General features: G+C 57.9%; 19 protein-coding genes and 1 riboswitch. Of the genes, 16 read left to right on the top strand and 3 right to left on the bottom strand.

Annotation, left to right across the window (positions count from 1 at the left end; translation table 11 throughout):
- Positions 1-38: 38 nt before the first annotated feature.
- Positions 39-244, top strand: a riboswitch (cobalamin riboswitch).
- A 36-nt stretch (positions 245-280) separates the two neighbouring features.
- From AC2TDA_RS21340 to AC2TDA_RS21330, 3 genes are all read left to right on the top strand, one after another.
- Positions 281-451 carry a CbtB domain-containing protein gene (locus AC2TDA_RS21340; protein ID WP_480842572.1) on the top strand — a complete coding sequence of 57 codons (171 nt, stop codon included), beginning with the start codon at positions 281-283 and terminating at the stop codon, positions 449-451.
- A gap of 4 nt (positions 452-455) precedes the next feature.
- On the top strand, positions 456-1154 hold the full coding sequence (locus tag AC2TDA_RS21335; protein ID WP_480846372.1) for a CbtA family protein: 699 nt from the start codon (positions 456-458) through the stop codon (positions 1152-1154).
- Positions 1155-1216: 62 nt separating this feature from the next.
- Positions 1217-1711, top strand: a complete 495-nt coding sequence (locus tag AC2TDA_RS21330; RefSeq protein ID WP_480880952.1) for a hypothetical protein — start codon at positions 1217-1219, stop codon at positions 1709-1711.
- On the opposite strand, the gene AC2TDA_RS21325 is transcribed toward AC2TDA_RS21330, so the two are convergent.
- On the bottom strand, positions 1708-2052 hold the full coding sequence (locus AC2TDA_RS21325; RefSeq protein ID WP_480846295.1) for a DUF1636 family protein: 345 nt from the start codon (positions 2050-2052) through the stop codon (positions 1708-1710). The two genes, AC2TDA_RS21330 and AC2TDA_RS21325, sit on opposite strands and share 4 nt — an antisense overlap.
- A gap of 149 nt (positions 2053-2201) precedes the next feature.
- On the opposite strand from AC2TDA_RS21325, the gene AC2TDA_RS21320 reads away from it, so the two are divergent.
- The 7 genes from AC2TDA_RS21320 (at position 2202) to mdoH (ending at position 11699) form a co-directional block, all read left to right on the top strand.
- Complete coding sequence (locus tag AC2TDA_RS21320) at positions 2202-2660, top strand: DUF302 domain-containing protein (protein ID WP_480880954.1); 459 nt, start codon at positions 2202-2204, stop codon at positions 2658-2660.
- Positions 2661-2739: 79 nt separating this feature from the next.
- On the top strand, positions 2740-4359 hold the full coding sequence (locus tag AC2TDA_RS21315) for a thiamine pyrophosphate-binding protein (protein WP_480880956.1): 1620 nt from the start codon (positions 2740-2742) through the stop codon (positions 4357-4359).
- Positions 4346-5530: a CaiB/BaiF CoA transferase family protein gene (locus tag AC2TDA_RS21310; protein ID WP_480880957.1), complete on the top strand. Its 1185-nt coding sequence runs from the start codon at positions 4346-4348 to the stop codon at positions 5528-5530. The genes AC2TDA_RS21315 and AC2TDA_RS21310 overlap by 14 nt, the downstream gene beginning before the upstream one ends.
- A 180-nt stretch (positions 5531-5710) precedes the next feature.
- Entirely contained in the window at positions 5711-7081 is a 1371-nt protein-coding gene (locus tag AC2TDA_RS21305; RefSeq protein WP_480846302.1) for a tetratricopeptide repeat protein, read from the top strand.
- Positions 7082-7117: 36 nt separating this feature from the next.
- A complete protein-coding gene (locus AC2TDA_RS21300) occupies positions 7118-8335 on the top strand; it encodes an OpgC family protein (protein WP_480880959.1) in 1218 nt (405 codons plus the stop codon).
- Positions 8332-9831 carry an OpgD/OpgG family glucan biosynthesis protein gene (locus AC2TDA_RS21295; protein ID WP_480880961.1) on the top strand — a complete coding sequence of 500 codons (1500 nt, stop codon included), beginning with the start codon at positions 8332-8334 and terminating at the stop codon, positions 9829-9831. The genes AC2TDA_RS21300 and AC2TDA_RS21295 overlap by 4 nt, the downstream gene beginning before the upstream one ends.
- Positions 9828-11699: a glucans biosynthesis glucosyltransferase MdoH gene (gene mdoH / locus AC2TDA_RS21290; protein WP_480880963.1), complete on the top strand. Its 1872-nt coding sequence runs from the start codon at positions 9828-9830 to the stop codon at positions 11697-11699. Before AC2TDA_RS21295 ends, mdoH begins: the two co-directional genes overlap by 4 nt.
- Here mdoH and AC2TDA_RS21285 read toward each other — a convergent pair whose 3' ends face one another.
- Positions 11700-12515 (bottom strand): CE1 family esterase, encoded by an 816-nt coding sequence (locus AC2TDA_RS21285; protein ID WP_480880965.1) that lies wholly within the window; start codon positions 12513-12515, stop codon positions 11700-11702.
- Entirely contained in the window at positions 12515-12985 is a 471-nt protein-coding gene (locus AC2TDA_RS21280; protein ID WP_480846308.1) for a rhodanese-like domain-containing protein, read from the bottom strand. Before AC2TDA_RS21280 ends, AC2TDA_RS21285 begins: the two co-directional genes overlap by 1 nt.
- 219 nt (positions 12986-13204) lie before the next feature.
- On the opposite strand from AC2TDA_RS21280, the gene AC2TDA_RS21275 reads away from it, so the two are divergent.
- The 6 genes from AC2TDA_RS21275 to AC2TDA_RS21250 are packed head-to-tail and all read left to right on the top strand — an operon-like array spanning position 13205 to position 19126.
- The gene (locus AC2TDA_RS21275) at positions 13205-16075 is read left to right on the top strand and encodes a monovalent cation/H+ antiporter subunit A (protein WP_480881017.1); all 2871 of its coding nucleotides are present in this window, start codon (positions 13205-13207) and stop codon (positions 16073-16075) included.
- The gene (locus AC2TDA_RS21270) at positions 16075-16434 is read left to right on the top strand and encodes a Na+/H+ antiporter subunit C (protein WP_480842597.1); all 360 of its coding nucleotides are present in this window, start codon (positions 16075-16077) and stop codon (positions 16432-16434) included. Before AC2TDA_RS21275 ends, AC2TDA_RS21270 begins: the two co-directional genes overlap by 1 nt.
- Positions 16431-17969, top strand: coding sequence for a monovalent cation/H+ antiporter subunit D (locus AC2TDA_RS21265; RefSeq protein ID WP_480846310.1), 1539 nt, complete (start codon positions 16431-16433; stop codon positions 17967-17969). The genes AC2TDA_RS21270 and AC2TDA_RS21265 overlap by 4 nt, the downstream gene beginning before the upstream one ends.
- Positions 17969-18466, top strand: a complete 498-nt coding sequence (locus AC2TDA_RS21260; protein ID WP_480846311.1) for a Na+/H+ antiporter subunit E — start codon at positions 17969-17971, stop codon at positions 18464-18466. Before AC2TDA_RS21265 ends, AC2TDA_RS21260 begins: the two co-directional genes overlap by 1 nt.
- The gene (locus tag AC2TDA_RS21255; protein ID WP_480846312.1) at positions 18463-18732 is read left to right on the top strand and encodes a K+/H+ antiporter subunit F; all 270 of its coding nucleotides are present in this window, start codon (positions 18463-18465) and stop codon (positions 18730-18732) included. Before AC2TDA_RS21260 ends, AC2TDA_RS21255 begins: the two co-directional genes overlap by 4 nt.
- A gap of 7 nt (positions 18733-18739) precedes the next feature.
- Positions 18740-19126 carry a Na+/H+ antiporter subunit G gene (locus AC2TDA_RS21250; protein ID WP_480846313.1) on the top strand — a complete coding sequence of 129 codons (387 nt, stop codon included), beginning with the start codon at positions 18740-18742 and terminating at the stop codon, positions 19124-19126.
- Positions 19127-19128 lie beyond the last annotated feature (2 nt).

The raw sequence follows: 19128 nt of genomic DNA, 5'->3' as shown, positions 1-19128 counted from the left end.
AACGTCGCAATTGGTCATTGCGTGCACGGGCTTATCGCGGCTAAATGAAAACGTCTGGTCCTGCCGGAGTCATCCGGATGCTAAGAGGGAATTTGGTGCGGCCTGCGCGCAGGTCAAATCCAAAGCCGCCCCCGCGACTGTAAGCGGTGAGCCCTGTTCAACCAGCCACTCCCGATCTTGGGGGGAAGGCGAACAGAGGCACTGACCCGCGAGCCAGGAGACCTGCCAGGCGAACGTAGAAACACCGGCCGTCGGGTGCGGCGGCATTGGAGGACAAGAAATGACAACACAAACTCAAACGGCATCAGTCGCACGCACAGGTGTACTCTCGGCTCTGTTCGCTGTTGCGCTGGGTCTGGGCATCATCACCCTGACCGGCCACGTTCAGGCGGCTGCGCTGCATGACGCGGCACATGACGTACGCCACGCAACCGGCTTCCCCTGCCACTGAGACAATGTTCAGTCGCATTCTGACCAGCGCGTTGTTCGCTGGTGCTGCAGCGGGGCTGATTGCCGCCTTGCTGCAGCTTGCGTTTGTGCAACCTGTTCTGTTGCACGCCGAACTGTATGAATCAGGAGAGCTGGTGCATTTCGGGGCCGAGGCAGTGTCTGCCCATCCCGAATTGCCGGGCATGTTCTCGGACCTGACCCGCGACGCGCTGAGCGTGATCTTCACCATGCTGACCTATACCGGTTATGCGCTCGTGCTGATTGCCGTGATGTCGGTGACAGAAGGTCTGGGACATAAAATCGATGGCCGAACTGGAGTGCTTTGGGGCCTCGCGGGTTTCATAGCCTTCCATATGGCACCTGGCTTTACACTGGCACCGGAAGTTCCCGGTGTTGCGGCTGCCGACGTCTATGCCCGCCAAGTCTGGTGGTTCGCGACAGTGGCTGCAGCCAGCGTTGCCATGTGGCTGATCGCCTTTGGAGGCAATCTCATCAGTTACGTGGTCGCGGCCGCTCTGCTGATGGCCCCGCATGTGATCGGTGCACCGGAACCTGATGTCTTCACCGGTCCTGTGCCAACGGAAATCGGTGCCCTGTTTGCAGCCCGTGCCTTTGGTATAGGTTTGGTCGCGTGGGTTCTTGTTGGTTCTTTCGCCGGGTACTTTTGGCAGAAAGAATCTAAGCACGCTGAAGCGAACGCTTGATCAGCCTCAAATAATGCCCGTCGGGACAATCCCGGCGGGCTTTTGTTTTTCAAGGATAAGAAATGTCCCGCTCACTCGCTCTGTTTGCAATTGGTCTGGTCTTTGGCGGAGGCGCAGGTTTTGTACTGGCCGCGGCCAATGGCGTCACTTTCGACGGCCATGACCATTCCGATCCTTCTCAACACGGCGGCGGCCAAGCCGAAGCGATGGCCCACGACCATTCCACTGCTGTTAATCTGCCAGCCGGCCCGAACGCACCCGGTCTGGAGATCGCGGTGATCCAGGACCCCATGGCAGGATGGAACTTGCACGTCATGCCTCAGAACTTCCGGTTCTCGCCGGAAAACGCATCGGCGGCTGACAAAGACGGTGAAGGTCACGCTCACGTTTATATCAATGGCGAAAAACTGGCGCGGCTATACGGCAACTGGATGCATATCTCTGATCTGCCAAAGGGAGAAGTCGAGGTATCGGTTTCGTTGAACGCCAACAGCCACAGCCCGCTGATGGTTGATAACGTGCCGGTCAGTACGGCAGTTACGGTTCAGGTCGACTAAAACGCCGGAATGCGTGCACGCAGACACATTCGAAGGCGTCCGCATGGTCGGGCGTCGTCAATCCAGCCGGACGGGCTGTTCAAAATCGTCTGACATGTCGCCGCGATGTCTTCTGCATCCGCAACGACATCAATTCCTGTAAAAACGTATGAGGCGATCCCTTGCCCCTGCAATGCCAGAGCCGTTGGCGTTTCGCAGCCACTGAAGCAGGCATGGGCACTGATCTGGACCCGATCCTCCAGGCCTGACTTGGTCAGTGCCGCTTGTACGGCCTGACGTTCGGCACCGCGATCGCGCGTGCCGGCGCAGCTTTCACAGATCAGTAAACGAATCTTGTTCAACTCGGCCTCACATCGATGCATCTGCGCGTTTTTGCGTGTTTCGGTTCTGCGGTGCAAGCCTCGGCCGCGCTTTCACGCACAAGAATGTGAGTGCGCCACACAGCAAATTCTGGCAACAATCGCGCACCCGAACCATAGGAGGCGCAGCGATGAAAGCACTCATACCCGTCTTTTTCATGCTGGCCTTGCCCGCCTTGGCCCAAGAGCCTTTGGCCGGGTGGGCCGTCTATCCGACCGAAAAAACCTATGAACAGTTGGTGGACGACACCAAGACTGCTGTGAAGGAAAACGGCCTGATCGTTGTCACGCAGGCTGGTCCCACCAAGGCAGCAGCGGCCCGTGGCATCACCATACCGGGCAACCGTGTGATCGGTGCTTTCAACAATGATTACGCTGTACGCGTTTTGGAAATCTCCACCGCTGCGATGATCGAAGCTCCAATCCGGTTCTACGTGACCGAGAATGAGGACGGAAACGCCACCCTGTCTTACAAAACGCCCAGCTTTGTCTTTGCACCCTATGCGGCAGAAGGCGGGCAGGCTCTGGCCGAAATTGCCAACGAGCTGGACGCCAAGTTTCAGGCCGTGGCCGAATCCGCAGTCAAATAGTCACACTGGCGTGAACCACCTTGCGTCCGGGGGCGTCCTCCGCAATCTGCTTGCCAATAAACACTTCGGAGCATGACTGATGCAGGATCCTTCTCCCCGCGCCGCGGATCTTCTAGCCCAAAGGTTGTACGAGGCCGGTTGCCGCCATGCATTCGGTATGCCCGGCGGCGAAGTATTGACACTGGTGGATGCGCTGGAGACGGCAGGCATTACCTTTCATCTGACCAAACATGAAAACGCCGCAGGTTTCATGGCCGAGGCCGTACATCACCGTGACGGTGCACCAGCCATTCTTGTCGCGACGCTGGGCCCCGGTGCGATGAACGGAATCAACGTAGTCGCGAACGCCTTGCAAGACCGTGTGCCAATGATCGTGCTGACCGGTTGTGTCGATGCACATGAGGCGCTGACCTATACCCATCAGGTGATGGACCATTCTCAGGTCTATCGCTCGATCACCAAGGGTACATACCTGCTTACCGCCGAAGGTGCCGACGTAGTCGCGGACAAAGCGGTATCTCTGGCAACACAACCGCGCCCCGGCCCGGTGCATGTCGATGTGCCGATCTCGGTTGCAGATGTCCGTGTGACTGGCGTGAAACGGCGCAGGTTGGCCAAGGTTGCTCCTGTTTCTCCCGAAGGAGAATGTCTGGAAAGGGCCCGCCGCTGGGTTGCCGAGGCCGAACGCCCAATAGCAATTCTGGGTCTGGACATTCTGTACGACGACTCACGCTGCCTGGTGCGGGCATTTCTGGAACATTTCGGCATACCGTTTGTCACGACCTACAAGGCCAAGGGCGTTATTCCCGAGGATCACCCGCTTTGTCTGGGCGGTGCAGGGTTGTCGCCGCTGGCTGACAAGCATCTGGTTCCTCTGATCGAACAAGCCGATCTGGTTTTGTGTCTGGGCTATGACCCGATCGAGATGCGCCCCGGCTGGCGCGAGATCTGGGATCCCGAGGAAAAACGCGTCATCGATATCTCTGCCGTGGTCAATGACCACTACATGCATCAGGCGGGGTTGCATCTGGTCGCAGACACCAGCGCAACGCTGGAGGCCATTGCCAAAGGAAATCCGGCCCGCGAAACATGGTCTGGTGGCGAACCTGCGGAAGTCAAAGCAGCGCTGGTCAAAGCCTTTCCGACCGACGAAGACTGGGGCCCTGCCGCCGTTATTGCGGAAACACGAGCCGCCCTGCCCGCTGATACGCTGGCGACAGCGGACAGCGGCGCGCACCGTATCCTGCTGAGCCAGATGTGGGAATGTTCCGAAGAACGCGGATTGATCCAGTCTTCGGCCCTCTGCACCATGGGTTGTGCAATACCGATGGCGATAGGTCTTAAACTGGCGGAACCCGAGCGCCCCGTGATCAGCTTTTCCGGCGATGCCGGATTTCTGATGGTGGCTGGTGAGCTCTCAACGGCCGCCGAAATGGGCGGCAACCCGATCTTTCTGGTCTTTGTGGATGCCAGCCTTGCGCTAATCGAATTGAAACAGCGCCAGCGCCAGATGGGGAATCGTGGTGTTGATTTCGACCGTCACGATTTTTCCGCCATGGGTCGCGCGTTCGGCGGAAATGGACATACAGTGCGCAACCGCGCAGAACTGCGCACCGCACTGAATGAGGCCATGAAAGCCGACAAGTTCACAGTTATCGCAGCAGAGATCGACCGCGGAGGCTACGATGGCCGCATCTGAAGGCCCCCTGAAGGGCGTCAAGGTTCTGGACCTTAGTCGCATTCTAGCCGGACCCACCTGCACTCAGTTGCTTGGGGATCTGGGTGCAAGCGTCATCAAGATCGAAAACCCCGCCACCGGGGGCGACGACACGCGGCAATGGGGACCGCCCTATGCCGAGGACGCGGACGGCAACCGTTCGGACCTGAGCGCTTACTTCATGTCCTCGAACCGCAACAAGAAATCGGTCGCCGTCGATATCGCCACACCCGAAGGCCAGGCCGAAATCCGGCGGCTGGCGTCACATGCGGATATTCTGATCGAAAACTTCAAACCCGGCGGTCTGGCCAAATATGGGCTGGATTATCCATCCCTGTCGCAGGAGCTTCCGAGCTTGGTCTATTGCTCGATCTCGGGTTACGGCCAGACCGGACCAAACGCTTCTAAGCCAGGCTACGACCTTATGGCTCAAGGCTATGGTGGGGTCATGTCCCTTACGGGCGACCCCAAAGGACCGCCAATGAAAGTCGGCGTCGGCATTGCAGACGTCATGTGCGGAATGTACGCATGTGTCGGGATTTTGGCTGCCCTGCGGCACCGCGATTTGACTGGCGAAGGCCAGCAGATTGATCTTGCCCTCGTGGACGCTCAGGTTGCTTGGCTGATCAATGAGGGCGTGAACTATCTGACATCGGGCAATGTCCCACAGAGGCGCGGCAACGGTCACCCGAATATCGTGCCATACGACGTTTATGAAACCTCCGACGGGCATGTGATATTGGCGGTCGGAAATGACAGCCAGTTCCGAAGGTTCTGCGGGTTCATTGAAAAACCCGATCTCGCCAACGACCCCCGTTTTGCAACCAACCCCGCCCGGCTTGAAAACCGGGATGCGTTAAACGCCGTCCTGCGTCCGGCAGTTCAGTCCCTTGCGACCAGCAAGGTCATCGAAGGGCTTGAAGCGCTGAAAGTGCCAGTTGGTCCGGTGCAAACTTTGGATCAGGTATTTGAAACGGATCAGGTGGCCGCGCGGCAGATGAAAATCACCATGCAAGCTGCGCCGGGCGCAGTGCAATTGATCGGAAATCCCCTGAACCTATCCCGCACACCTGTAACATATCGCAGTGCCCCGCCGACCTTTGGTGCGGATACTGAGGCCGTCTTGAACGCCGAAAACCCCTTTGAGGATTGAAACACTCCGCAGGTTTAAGCGGCATGTTGCTGAAACATGCCCTTGAATCGGCGGTTTTTTTCGCGTTTTCCACACACAGCTTTTCACCAATTCGAGAGCAGGGTCGATACTGTTACGACCCGCTGACACACTCTGCTACATCGAACAGTGTAGAATTTTGCAACCGGATTGGACCCAAGCATGAAACAAGACGTTTTTGGACAGATGAATACCCTGAGCCAGCCGACAAGTGTCGAAGCCTGGAATGGTGTTCTGCTTGGGTTCATGGCGCATGCCGCAGTTACTCCGCAGCATCTTGGCAAAGTGCTCGAGCTTGAGCCCCAGTTCGCACTGGGTCATGCGGTCAAGGGCTTGTTCTTTGTTCTGCTGGGGCGGCGCGAGATACTGCCGGTTGCCGTCGAGGCTCTGGCTGCCGCCAACACGGCCATGGAACAACAGCCGGTGTCTGAGCGCGAGCGTTTGTATGTCGACGCTCTGGCGATCTGGCTGGCAGGTCACCCCTCGCAATCTGTTCAGAAATTCGAAGAGATCCTGCGCAAGCATCCGCAAGACACATTGGCAATGAAGTTGAGCCACGCGGCGCGCTTTGTCCTGGGCGATGCGCAAGGTATGCGCCGGTCGCTGGAACGGGTCATGCCCGCCTATGAACCGGACCACCCGGGCCGCGGATACCTTCTGGGTTGCCATTCCTTTGCGTTGGAAGAAACAGGCGCCTACGAGAAGGCCGAGATCGCTGGTCGCCAGGCTCTGTGGATGGTGTCCGATGATGCCTGGGGTCTGCACGCAGTCGCGCATGTGCACGAGATGACCGGCAATGCTCAACTGGGCCTCGATTGGCTGGCCGGGCGCGAGGACGCCTGGGCGCATTGCAACAACTTCCGCTATCACGTCTGGTGGCACAAAGCCCTGATGCATCTGGATCTGGGGCAGGTCGATCATGTGATGAACCTGTACGACGAGTATATTCGCAAGGATAAGACCGACGACTACCGCGATATCTCGAACGCAACTTCACTGTTGTCGCGGCTGGAGCTTGAAGGTTTTGACGTCGGCAACCGTTGGGAAGAACTGGCGGACCTCAGTGCCGCGCGGACCGAAGATGGCTGCCTGATCTTTGCCGACCTGCATTACCTGCTGGCCTTGACTGGTGACAATCGCAACGAGGCGACAGCCAGGATGCTGAGCCGAATTCACAAGGACGCATCGCAAGCCGACAATGACACGACGCGCCGCATGGCCGACCCGGGTGTCGCGGCCGCGATGGGGCTTGAAGCCTTTGGCGACGGTCAGTATGGGCTTGCATTTGACCACCTTGCAAGTGCCCGTGGTACAATGCAGCTGGCTGGTGGCAGCCACGCCCAACGTGATGTATTCGAGCGCATCACAATTGATTCCGGCCTGCGTGCCGGTCGCCTGGATGAAGTCGAGCGCATTCTGGATGACCGTCGCGCCAAACGCGCCGGAGGCGAAGACAATTACGCACTTGCGCGCCGTGCATTGATCGAAGCGGCCCGCGACAGTGGCGACGCACAAAGCGTCCCCGCCGAATAACAAAAAAGACAAAAAACCAAGAAGGACAGAAACTGTATGGCGACTGCATCGCCCGCTTCTGATTTTGCACCTGTTGCGGCCTCGGCCGCAGCGGCTGCCGGCACGCGCGATCCGCGGCTGGATTTTTATCGCGGCATCGCGATGTTCATCATCCTGATCGCCCATATACCAAACGACCCATGGGCCAAATGGATTCCCGCGAGGTTTGGTTATTCCGACGCGACAGAGATATTCGTTTTCTGTTCGGGCATGGCCTCAGCCATAGCCTTTGGCGGAGCATTCATGCGCAAAGGATGGTTGATGGGCACGGCGCGTGTCTCATTCCGGATCTGGCAGGTCTACTGGGCGCATATCTGTCTGTTTTTCTTTGTCGCCATGACTATGGCTGCGCTGAATCAGTCCGGTGGATTTGAAAAAAACTACATCTCGTCCCTGAACCTACAGCACTTCTTCAATGACCCAGCCTCGCAGATAGTGGGGCTTTTTACGCTGACCTACGTGCCGAACTACTTTGACATCCTTCCGATGTATCTGGTGGTGCTGGCGATGATGCCCCTGTTCATGGCTCTGTACCGGATCAACTTCTGGGCTATGGCCGGGGCATCTGTAGCAATCTGGCTTGTTGCACAAACCGGGGTTCTGGCATTGCCCGCTGAACCCTGGTCAGACCGACAGTGGTTCTTTAATCCCTTCGGCTGGCAGTTGCTGTTCTTCACCGGCTTCGCGCTTATGCGCGGCTGGATTCCTGCCCCTCCGGTTTCAAAAACCCTGATCTGGGCCGCAGCGCTGTTCCTGCTCCTGTCCGCGCCCTTCGGGTCGTGGAAAGTTTTCCTGTGGGTCAATTCTGTTTGGCCAGATCTTGGTGCCCTGATCCGCAAGGCCTGGCCGCTGACAGAGGAACTGCGTGGCAAGACCGAGTTTGGCCTGCTCCGCTATCTCCACTTCCTGTCGCTGGCTTATCTGGGTTGGGTCGCTGCTGGTGAGCATGGTCAACGCCTGATCGCCACAGGCCACACTCTGGGTGCGCGGGTTTGGCAATGGCTGCTGGCCGTGATCTCCAAGGTCGGGCAGCAATCGCTGGCTGTGTTCGTGTTTTCCATGGCCGCAGCACGACTTATCGGCGTCGGACTGGACCTGAGTGGGCGGGATGTTGCCAGTGTTTTTGCCGCCAACATGATTGGCTTTGCCATGATCATCGGCGTGGCCTATCTGGCCGCCTGGTTCAAGTCACATCCTTGGAAGACGAAAAAATGAATTTTACGCGCCGCGCATTTCTGGCCTCGTCAACGGCTTTGGCTTTCGCCCCGTCCGCGTATGCCACGGGTGGCGAGGTGCCCTTTGACCGCAACGACGTGATTGCACTGGCCCGCGATCTGGCCAACCACCCTTACGCCGAGCGTGAGATGGTGCCGCAGGAATGGCAGGACCTGACCTATGAACAGTACCGCTCGATCCGGTTCCGGTTGGACCGTGCGCTGTGGTATGAAACCGATACACCGTTCAATGTCGATTTCTTCACGCCCGGGCTTTATTTTCCGCGCACCGTTAAGGTTTCGACAATCGAAGACGGTATGGCCACTCCGGTCGCCTTCGACCTGACCATGTTCGACAAATCCGAGGACGTACCGCATCTGCCCATCGACGACACGCTGGGCTTTTCCGGGCTACGTCTGCGCACCGAGATGCACCGTCCCGGCAAGACCGATGAATTCTGCGTTTGGCAAGGTGCCAGCTATTTCCGCGCGATTGGCTTGCATGAGGTTTACGGCCTGTCCGCACGTGGTCTGGCCTTGAAAACCGGCGACCCGGATGGCGAGGAATTCCCCGAATTCATCCGGTTCTGGCTGGAGCGTCCCAAACCCGGTCAGCGCGATATGGTGGTTCACGCCCTGATGGACAGCCCCAGTGTAACTGGTGCGTATCGGTTCAATGTCACCGCAGGTGCCGATTGTGTAATGGACATCGAGGCTACGCTATTCCCGCGAGAAGAGCTGACCCACGTGGGCATCGCACCCGGCACGTCGATGTTCCTGTTCGATCAGACCAATCACAGTCGATTTGACGATTTCCGACCTGCAGTGCATGACAGCGACGGACTTCTTATCCGCAACGGTGCGGGAGAGGTGATCTGGCGTCCTCTGGCGAATCCGACGCGTCTGCAAATTTCCTCGTTCGTGGACATGAACCCGCGTGGGTTCGGCCTGATGCAGCGCAAGCGTGAATTCTCGGACTATGCCGATCTCGAGGCTAAGTACCACAAACGTCCGGGACTGTGGGTTGAACCCAACGGCGATTGGGGCAAAGGTTCCGTGACACTGGTCGAGATTCCCGCCGATCAGGAGATTTACGACAACATCGTCGCCTATTGGCGCCCGGCCGAGCCGTATGCCGCTGGCCAGCAGCTCGATATGTCCTATCGCCTGATTTGGGGGGAAGAACCCCAGCGGACGCCGATGCCGCGCGTAATCAATACCGCAATGGGTGAAAACACCTTTGGCGAAGGTCGTCTAGCCGTCGTCGATTTCGAAGCCAGCGAGCTGTTCGACGATCCCGAAACGATGACGATCTTTGTTGACTCGCCCCATGCCGAAACATCGGACGGAGTCCTGCAGCACAACCCGGATACAGGTGGCTTGCGGTTGGCGTTTTCGTTTGAGCCCGGCGACCGCAATCACGTCGAACTGCGGGCGCAGTTGCTGAAAGATAAGCAGCCGGCCTCTGAGGTCTGGCTTTACAGATGGACCGCATGAGCCACGATCTTCATATCATGCCACCTGAGGCACCTCTGGCGATGCCGGCACAGGATTTCAGTACTGATTTCCGCGATGCACAGGTACCTATTGGCGGAAGCAAGCCTTCTGCAGGGTTTTGGCGCGCACTGGCCTTCTCACCCGCCATGGCGGCGACCATAGCGTTGCTTTGGATAATGACAGATTGGTTCGGAGCACAGGGGATCAATCTGATTGAGGGGATACTGCTGGCGCTGATCTCGTTCAATTTCTTCTGGATATCGTTTACCGTCTGCACCGTTCTGTTAGGCATGGTATCGCTTTCCCGTCAGGACCAACCTAAAAGCCAGACCAGACCCCAACCTCTGCGGGTGGCCTTGCTGATGCCGGTGTATAACGAAGTTCCGTGGTTCGTTCTGGGCAATGCTCGCACCATGCTGGAAGACTTGCGCGCGCGTGGCGGGCAGCATCACTACGCCATGTTTATCTTATCCGACACACGTGACCCGGAAATCGCAGCACAGGAACAAGCCAGCGTCGAGGCGCTGCGCACCACTCTGGCGCCCGGGCTTGAGCTGTATTATCGCCGCCGTGAACAGAATACCGACCGCAAAGTGGGTAACATTGCCGACTGGGTTTGCCGTTGGGGCGCCGATTGGGACGCGATGTTGGTTTTGGACGCCGACAGCCTGATGACTGGTCGCGCCATTTACCGTCTGACGGACTCGCTGGCGCGTGATCCCGGCGCGGGACTGATCCAAAGCTATCCGCAACTGATCGGTGCGCAATCGGTGTTCGCCCGAATGCAGCAATTCGCCAATGGCGTTTACGGTATAGCATTTGCCGAAGGCCTGGCGCGCTGGTGCGGGCAGGAAGGCAACTATTGGGGTCACAACGCTATTATTCGTACCAGCGCCTTCGCGTCCTGCGCGGGCCTGCCTAAACTGCGTTCGATCAGTGGTCAGGACAAACTGATCATGAGCCACGACTTCGTCGAGGCGGGTCTTCTACGCCGCGCGGGATGGGGAGTTCGGTTCCTGCCGCGCATTCGTGGCTCATACGAAGAAACACCTCCGACCCTGATCGACCATGCCATGAGGGATCGCCGTTGGTGTCAGGGCAACCTGCAGCACCTCAAACTGCTGGGCTCGACCGGGTTCCGCGCCGTGTCACGATTTCACATGTTCCACGGAGCGGTCGGGTACCTGATGTCGCCGCTGTGGTTTGCTTTGTTAGTGATGTGGGCACTTATCGGTCAGGGCAAGGATGCGTCCGTTCTGCACTATTTCAGCCCGGACAATCCACTGTTCCCGCAATGGCCGGAAATGTCCGAAACGCGCCATGTTCTGATCATTCTGGTTATGTACGCAATGCTTCTGGCCCCCAAGGTTCTAGGCGTTGCGGCACTGCCACTCAGCGGTGTGCGCTACTCAGATTTCGGCGGCTGGTGGCGGTTTCTGACTTCATTCCTGTCCGAAGTCGTCCTGTCCGTTCTCTACGCTCCCATTCTGATGGTGCAGCAAATGATTGCCGTCTTCCGCACTGCGCTGGGCATTCAAAAGGGTTGGTCACCGCAGGCCCGCGACGGTGGCACTTATGGATTGCGGACTCTGATCCTGTGTCACGCGTTGGAGACCGTCAGCGGAATCGCATTGAGCATCGGCATTCTGGCCGGGCTGGTGTCTGTCTGGCTGGCCCCGATCGCCATCAGTCTGGCGTTAGCGATTCCTCTGTCCGCGCTCAGCGGAGTATCAGCCGGAGCGGCGCGCCGGATGGTCGGCATGCGCGAGGATTTCAGGGAACCCGCAATAACCCGCTCGGCCCGCCGTTACAGAGATGAATTGAAACGGCTGGTCGAAGGCAAAGGCACAATGACCCCGGCAGAGTGATTAGCTGCCGGGCAACCCTTCGTACCAGTCAACCATCATGTCCGCCCAGCCCTTGGGTACGCCATGGCCACCGGGAAACAGGGCAAACTCCAACGCACTGCCTTCTGCGCATCGTGTCCATTTGCGGCGCATGAAGTCACCCGTAGTTGCAAATGCATCGGGTTTGGTGTCAGGGCATTCGTTGGCCACCCGCCAGATTTCGAGCCCTGAAAAAATGTCACCTTGATGAAACCGGCCTCCGCCCAGAATGCGCCCTTCCAACGGGACGACATTGTCAGTCCAGCCGTGAGTATGAAACAGTCGCACTGGTCCTTCACAGGTTGCGGGATGCGGTCGCCAGAACCCACCGGACACAGGTGCATAGGCTGAAAATGCATCGGGCTCTGCACAAGCCAGGTAGTTCACCATGAAACCGCCTGCCGAAAACCCACCCAGGATCACCCGGTTATTGTCGATACCAAAACGCTCGGCCGCATCGTCGACCACTTCGGTTAAAAAGGCGGTCTCGTCCCGCCCTTCCCACCCGGGATAAAAATTCCAACTCTTTCGACCGTTGCGCAACGCGCCTTCTGGCGCCATCACCGCATAGCCTCGCTCCAGCAACGGATCGACCATATTGCGGTTCTTCATCGTCCCAGAGCCGCTGCCGCCGTACCCGTGCAGGAACACGACCAGGGGTGGGTTGTCCACATCGGGCAGTTCGATCTGATAGGACCCCGAGGGCGTTTCGCACAGCCCCTCGTCTGTGTCACAGGCGGCATAAGCAGGTTGGGCAGCCAACGCAAAACCCAGGGCGAGCCAATATTTCACTGTCATCATTCGTTCCCTGTGTAACGGTCGACAGGTAATCCTGCGCGCACCCAACCCGGTCCGACGGCTGAGCCAAGCATACCTTCGGGCACATCAATTATGTTGGAAAACCCGGCCTCGGTTAGTTGATTGCTCAGCCGCGCTGACCGAACACCGCGGGCGCAGATCAGCGCCACTGGGGCGGCCTTGTTATCGTTCACCAGTTGCGTCAACGCCTGCACGAAATCCGCGCGACGCATATCCAGCGGCATGGCAGCGTCACCGACACCAGTCGCGCGCCATTCGCGCGGTGTTCGGATGTCGACGAGAAGGATGCTTCCAGACAGGGCCTGAGCGTGAGCGTCTGACACACTCAGCTGACCGCCGGCATAATCCTGAGGAATCAGGCGGTATTCGCGGATGGCAAATCCAGCGGCTACGACGGAACCACCGCCCAATATGACCCACCTCCGAGTTCGGTACGTTTTGTCCGCCACGCCGCTTTCTCCAAGTTCGCCAGCTGCTTTTACCACAGCCAAAAGGCCGATACCGCGTCAAATTTGGAGCAGCAGGTAAAGTTCGCGTCATTATCACGCAGGGGAAACATATGTGATAGGTGCATTGGGAGGTCGTTGGAAACCTTGCAATTGTTGAGCAGTCATTAAATTATCGCTACGAGTTCTATCGCAATGACCGCCAATTCCGGAGTATCGCTGTTGTCCCTATTCCTTATCGCGGCCCTTCCTTTCCTCGGAGCTGTCTTTCCCGCCCTGCTGATCCGCGCAGGACGCAACGCAGCCGCCTCGGCCGCAGGGTTGACCGCCTTCCTGGCGCTGGCCGGGCTGCTGATCCACATTCCCGCCGTAATGCGTGGCGAGGTGGTGACTGCCCGCTTTGACTGGATCCCCGGGCTTGGGCTGAACGCCAATTTCATGCTGGACGGGTTGGGGTTCCTGTTTGCGCTGCTTATCCTCGGCATTGGCCTGCTGATTATCCTCTATGCGCGGTTCTATTTGTCGCGCGAAGACCCAATGGGGCAGTTCTATACCTATTTGCTGCTGTTTCAGGGCGCGATGGTCGGTATTGTGCTATCCGACAACATCCTACTTCTTATTGTTTTTTGGGAGCTTACATCGCTAAGTTCATTCCTTCTGATCGGCTATTGGAAGCACCTGCCCGAGGGTCGCCAAGGTGCTCGAATGGCGCTTGCCGTGACCGGATCAGGCGGGTTGGCAATGATCGCCGGGATGCTGATCCTGGGCAATATCGTGGGGTCCTATGACCTGAGCGTCATTTTACAGAACAAGGAACTCATTCAGGACTCGCCCTACTACCTCCCGGCGCTGATCCTGATTCTGCTAGGGTGCTTTACCAAATCCGCACAGTTCCCGTTCCATTTTTGGCTGCCGCACGCGATGGCAGCGCCGACACCGGTTTCGGCTTACTTGCACTCAGCTACGATGGTGAAAGCCGGTCTGTTCCTGATGGCACGCATGTGGCCGGTTCTGGCAGGTACGGAGGCGTGGTTTTATATCGTGGCCACGACCGGTCTGGTGACCATGCTGATCGGCGCAGTGATTGCGCTGTTCAAGGATGACCTGAAGGCACTTTTGGCGTTTTCCACCGTTTCGCATTTGGGATTGGTGACAATGCTGCTGGGCTTTGGCACCCAGATTGCGGCCGTTGCCGCTGTTTTCCACATCATCAACCACGCAACATTTAAAGCCGCATTGTTCATGACCGCCGGTATCGTCGATCACGAGACCGGCACGCGCGATGTCAAACGTCTGGGTGGGCTGCGCCATCTGATGCCAATCACATTCACGATCGGTACGATTGCGGCCCTGTCGATGGCAGGCCTGCCACCTCTGAACGGCTTCCTATCCAAGGAAATGATGCTGGAAGAAACCGTTCACACCACATGGCTGCATTCACAATACCTGGTGCCCGGCCTGGCCTTGCTGGCTGCAGTGTTCTCGGCCGCGTATTCGTTCCGGTTTGTCGGGCATGTCTTCCTCGGACCGCAGCGTGACGACTACCCCGCGCACCCGCATGATCCGCCGGTAGGCCTATGGCTGGCCCCCGCGTTTCTGGTGGTTCTGGTCGTCCTGATCGGACTGTATTCTGCCGCAATTGTCGGGCCCCTGGTTGCGGTCGTCTCAAGTGCGGTGATCGGTGGTGAGAAGCTCCCCTACTACTCGCTCAAACTATGGCATGGATTTACGCCCGCGCTTTATATGTCGGTCGTTGCAACACTCGGTGGTCTTTTCTTGCTTTCGCTGCATCGTCGGGGTGATCAAATCTGGAACGCCCTGCCCCGCCCCGAGGCTAAAACTATCTTTGACGCGGTGATCGGTGCGATGACTCGGGTCAGCCGTTGGATCACGGACGAATTGCATAACGGCGTCATCAGCCGCTATGCGATCATCTTGATCACATTCACGGTTGGGTTGGGGTATTATGCCTACGCCACCGGCACCATCGGCCTTGAAACGCGGGTGCCGTTGCCGGCGCCGATCATTCCCATCATCGGATGGATTTGCCTTGTCGGCGCGACCCTGGCGATCATGTGGTTCCACCGCAACCGCCTGTTGTCGCTGGTGCTGATCGGAGTTGTCGGCCTGATCGTCTCGATGGCGTTCAACTACCTGTCCGCGCCGGATCTGGCACTGACACAGATTTCGGTCGAAGTGGTAACGATGATCCTGTTGCTGCTCTCGCTCAACTTCCTTCCAACCGAAACACCGTGGGACAGCACGGCGCCCCGACGTTGGCGGGATGCTGCGATCTCGGTCGTGGCGGGCTTGGGCGCAGGTGGTTTGATCTATGCTCTGATGTTGCGCGATTTCGCCTTTCCAACGATCTCGGACTTTCATCTGGCGAATTCGTACAAAGGCGGTGGTGGCACCAATGTCGTCAACGTGATCCTCGTGGATTTCCGGGGATTTGATACTTTTGGCGAAATCATCGTTCTGGGCATCGCCGCGCTGATCATCTTTGCCCTGACCGAGGCAGTGTTGGGCACCAATGTCCGCAGCTACTTGCTGAACCGCAAACCGCACTGGCCGCAATCAGGTGACTCGCATCCGCTCATGATGGTGGTCGCAACGCGAGTAATGATGCCGATTGCACTGATGGTCGGGGCCTATATATTCTTCCGCGGGCACAACCAGCCCGGAGGCGGCTTCATCGCCGGTCTCATAGTCGCCATTGCCTATCTGATGCAATACATGGCCAGCGGATACACATGGGCAATCGAGCGACAACGTTTCTACTATCACGGCACCATCGGCTGGGGTGTTCTTATTGCCGCTGCCACCGGTCTGGGCGCGTGGTTCAACGAACGGCCCTTCCTGACCAGCGATTTCGGCTACATCAACTGGCCGCCACTGGAAGAATTCGAATGGGCCACGGCCATGTTGTTCGACACAGGCGTGTTTCTTGCTGTTCTAGGCGCGGTGATGCTGGCGCTCGACAGCCTGTCGCGTTTTGCCTGGCAACCGGGCATGGCGCAAGAACATCCGATGGATATCAACCCGTTGCGGGATGATCCGCCGGAAGAAGAACAAGAGAAGGAGCAGGCCTGATGGAAGCGCTCGTAGCCTCTGCCGTTGGCGTTTTGACCGCTGCCGGGATTTTCCTGATCCTGCGCCGTCGGACGTTCCCCGTCATTCTGGGCCTGTCCCTGATCACTTATGCCGTTAACGTCTTTCTGTTCGCAACAGGACGGTTGGCGCTGAACGCGCCAGCAGTCCTGAACAAGTACGAAGATGTCCCTTACACAGACCCGTTGCCGCAGGCGCTAGTGCTGACGGCCATCGTGATCTCGTTCGGGATGACGGCTGTGATCGTGATGATCGCGCTCAGCGCCTATCTGTCCTCAAAGGATGACCATATCGACATGACCGCACAGGACAGCGTGGACGCGCCGGGAGAAGACGCATGAACCACTGGATCGTTGCGCCGATCGTCCTGCCCGCGATCCTGGCCCCCTTTATCATCATGGTACTTCGTTACCATCTGGACCTGCAGCGTATCTTCTCGGTGGCCGGGGTTATCGGCCTACTGGGTATTGCGCTGACCATCACCGCCCAGGCTTCGGGCGGAGACATCCAGGTTTATGAGCTCGGAAACTGGCCTGCCCCCTTCGGCATCGTATTGGTGCTGGATCGAATGTCGGCGATGATGGTGCTGCTGACCGCGCTGCTTGCGCTGCCCATTGTCTTATATTCCATTGCTTCGGGATGGGATGACCGGGGCAAACATTTCCACGCGCTGTTCCATTTCCAGCTGATGGGCGTTTGCGGTGCGTTCCTGACGGGGGACGCCTTCAACCTTTTCGTTTTCTTCGAAGTTTTGTTGATCGCCTCTTACGGTTTGATGACCCATGGCGGCGGATCAGTACGACTGAAGGCCGGGGTGCAATATGTCGCCTATAACCTGATCGGATCGACCCTGTTCCTGTTTGCCTTGGGCACGATTTACGGCGTGACCGGGACTTTGAACATGGCCGATCTGGCCGTACGCGTCGCAGAGATACCGCCAGAAGATACCGCGCTGCTGCGTGTCGGTGCCGTCCTGTTGTTACTTGTCTTCTGCATCAAAGCTGCTGTCTTGCCTTTGCATTTCTGGCTGCCGGCCAGCTATGCCAACGCGCCGCTGCCCGTGGCCGCGCTGTTCGCCATTATGACCAAGGTGGGCGCCTATTCGATCCTGCGGGTTTATACTCTTGCTTTCGGACCGGACGTTGCAGCGACTGAAGGTCTGATCGGCGACTGGCTGCAACCTGCCGCCTTGCTGACGTTGGCCGTCGGAACAATTGGTATCCTGGGTACACGGCATATCGCGCGGATGGTGGCCTTTTGCGCCATTGCATCTATGGGCACCTTGCTAATCGCGATCTCATTGTTCGACGAAACGGCAACGGCAGCCGCACTCTATTACATCTTCCATTCAACGTTGGCGACGGCGTTGCTTTTCCTTGTGGCCGACATGGTGATGGAGCGTCAGGGCGGTGCAATCGCGGCCAAACCACCCATGCCGCAGAGCGGACTTATCGCCTCGCTGTTCTTTGTGGGCGCAATTGCAATGGCAGGGATGCCGCCATTGTCGGGTTTCGTCGGAAAACTGCTCGTACTTGATGCCGCGCGGAACGCCCCAGACGCCAATGTGATCTGGGCGGTGATCCTGATCGGGTCATTCGTCACGATCGTTGGTCTTGCCCGTGCTGGCTCGCTGATCTTCTGGAAAAGCTATGACACGGTAAACGGCCCTCAGACCGAGACCGAAGAAGAGGTCGAGCAATCTGCCGCACCTGAACCGCAGCCGGGGCTCGCCTTTACCGCAGTCTTTGGTGCTGTTTTAGGCCTCGTCCTGCTTACACTCTTTGCTGGACCGGCTTTGGAGTATACCAGCAAAACTGCGCATCAACTGTTCACGCCGGATGATTACATCTCGGCCGTATTGGGAAGGGAAGAGTAATGAAGCTGCTGCGCCGAGTTTTTCCACACCCTCACCTGACGGTCCTATTGACGCTGGTCTGGATGCTGCTGGCGAACGAGCCTTCGCTGAATTCGCTGGTATTCGGGCTGATCCTTGGAATCATCATCCCGTTCATCACGCAACCCTACTGGCCGGATCGCCCGATACTGCGAAACTGGCCAATGATCGTGGAATACATGCTGGTGGTGCTCTGGGATATCGTGATGGCCAACATCACGGTCGCCCGGATCATCCTGTTCAAACGCGACGCGGACCGCCAACCGAACTGGATCTGTGTCCCGCTGGAGCTGCGTACACCCGAGGCTATCACCGTCCTTGCCGGAACCATCACCATGACGCCTGGCACGGTTAGTTGTGATCTGTCGGCCCAGGGTCACAACCTGCTGGTTCATTGTCTGGACGCGCCTGACCCCGACAGCGTCCGCGACCAGATCAAAAGCCGATACGAGCGTCGCTTGAAGGAGATATTCGAATGATCACCTATGCTGTTTACTTCGCTTTCGCCTGTTTCGGTGCCGCAATCATGATGTGCCTGTGGCGGATTATCACCGCCGAAGGCGTCGGCACCCGTGTGCTTGCGCTGGACACCATGGTCATCAATACCATCGCCCTGATGATCCTCTATGGGCTGGCAATCGGGTCCGAGATTTTCTTCGAAGCCGCCATGATCATCGCCATGCTCGGGTTTGTTTCAACTGTGGCCTACGCACGCTTCATGCTGCGCGGCAACATTATCGAGTGAGGGCGGAATGACGGTCATCTTCGAACTGCTTATCACAGTCTTTCTCGTTGTCTCGGGAATCTTCGGATTTGTGGGCTCGTTTGGCATGATAAAGCTGAAAGACCCAATGTCGCGCCTGCACGCACCCACCAAGGCGACCACGCTAGGGGTGGGCGGCGTTCTGTTAGCCTCTATCGGCCATTCGGTTTTGATCGAAAACCACTTGTCGCTGCACGAGCTGTTGATCACCCTTTTCCTGTTCCTGACGGCCCCTATCACGGCGCTGTTCATTGCAAAGTGGCACATACATCGCCATGAAAAGCCTGAGAATCTGCCGGATGCGGGTGAGGATGAGCTTTGGGCCACCCACGCGGTCGAGCAGGTCGAAGACGTCCCGGACCACAGCACGAACTGAGA

This window comes from Ruegeria sp. HKCCD6426 (assembly GCF_057221115.1).
The sequence above is the reverse complement of the archived record's forward strand: the minus strand, read 5'-3'. Positions and strand labels throughout refer to the sequence as shown.

Excerpts from the sequence above, each read along its gene's own strand:
- AC2TDA_RS21340 (WP_480842572.1), top strand. The coding sequence starts at position 281 with ATGACAACACAAACTCAAACGGCATCAGTCGCACGCACAGGTGTACTC.
- AC2TDA_RS21335 (WP_480846372.1), top strand. The coding sequence starts at position 456 with ATGTTCAGTCGCATTCTGACCAGCGCGTTGTTCGCTGGTGCTGCAGCG.
- AC2TDA_RS21330 (WP_480880952.1), top strand. The coding sequence starts at position 1,217 with ATGTCCCGCTCACTCGCTCTGTTTGCAATTGGTCTGGTCTTTGGCGGA.
- AC2TDA_RS21320 (WP_480880954.1), top strand. The coding sequence starts at position 2,202 with ATGAAAGCACTCATACCCGTCTTTTTCATGCTGGCCTTGCCCGCCTTG.
- AC2TDA_RS21315 (WP_480880956.1), top strand. The coding sequence starts at position 2,740 with ATGCAGGATCCTTCTCCCCGCGCCGCGGATCTTCTAGCCCAAAGGTTG.
- AC2TDA_RS21310 (WP_480880957.1), top strand. The coding sequence starts at position 4,346 with ATGGCCGCATCTGAAGGCCCCCTGAAGGGCGTCAAGGTTCTGGACCTT.
- AC2TDA_RS21305 (WP_480846302.1), top strand. The coding sequence starts at position 5,711 with ATGAAACAAGACGTTTTTGGACAGATGAATACCCTGAGCCAGCCGACA.
- AC2TDA_RS21300 (WP_480880959.1), top strand. The coding sequence starts at position 7,118 with ATGGCGACTGCATCGCCCGCTTCTGATTTTGCACCTGTTGCGGCCTCG.
- AC2TDA_RS21295 (WP_480880961.1), top strand. The coding sequence starts at position 8,332 with ATGAATTTTACGCGCCGCGCATTTCTGGCCTCGTCAACGGCTTTGGCT.
- mdoH (WP_480880963.1), top strand. The coding sequence starts at position 9,828 with ATGAGCCACGATCTTCATATCATGCCACCTGAGGCACCTCTGGCGATG.
- AC2TDA_RS21285 (WP_480880965.1), bottom strand. The coding sequence starts at position 12,515 with ATGACAGTGAAATATTGGCTCGCCCTGGGTTTTGCGTTGGCTGCCCAA.
- AC2TDA_RS21270 (WP_480842597.1), top strand. The coding sequence starts at position 16,075 with ATGGAAGCGCTCGTAGCCTCTGCCGTTGGCGTTTTGACCGCTGCCGGG.
- AC2TDA_RS21265 (WP_480846310.1), top strand. The coding sequence starts at position 16,431 with ATGAACCACTGGATCGTTGCGCCGATCGTCCTGCCCGCGATCCTGGCC.
- AC2TDA_RS21260 (WP_480846311.1), top strand. The coding sequence starts at position 17,969 with ATGAAGCTGCTGCGCCGAGTTTTTCCACACCCTCACCTGACGGTCCTA.
- AC2TDA_RS21255 (WP_480846312.1), top strand. The coding sequence starts at position 18,463 with ATGATCACCTATGCTGTTTACTTCGCTTTCGCCTGTTTCGGTGCCGCA.
- AC2TDA_RS21250 (WP_480846313.1), top strand. The coding sequence starts at position 18,740 with ATGACGGTCATCTTCGAACTGCTTATCACAGTCTTTCTCGTTGTCTCG.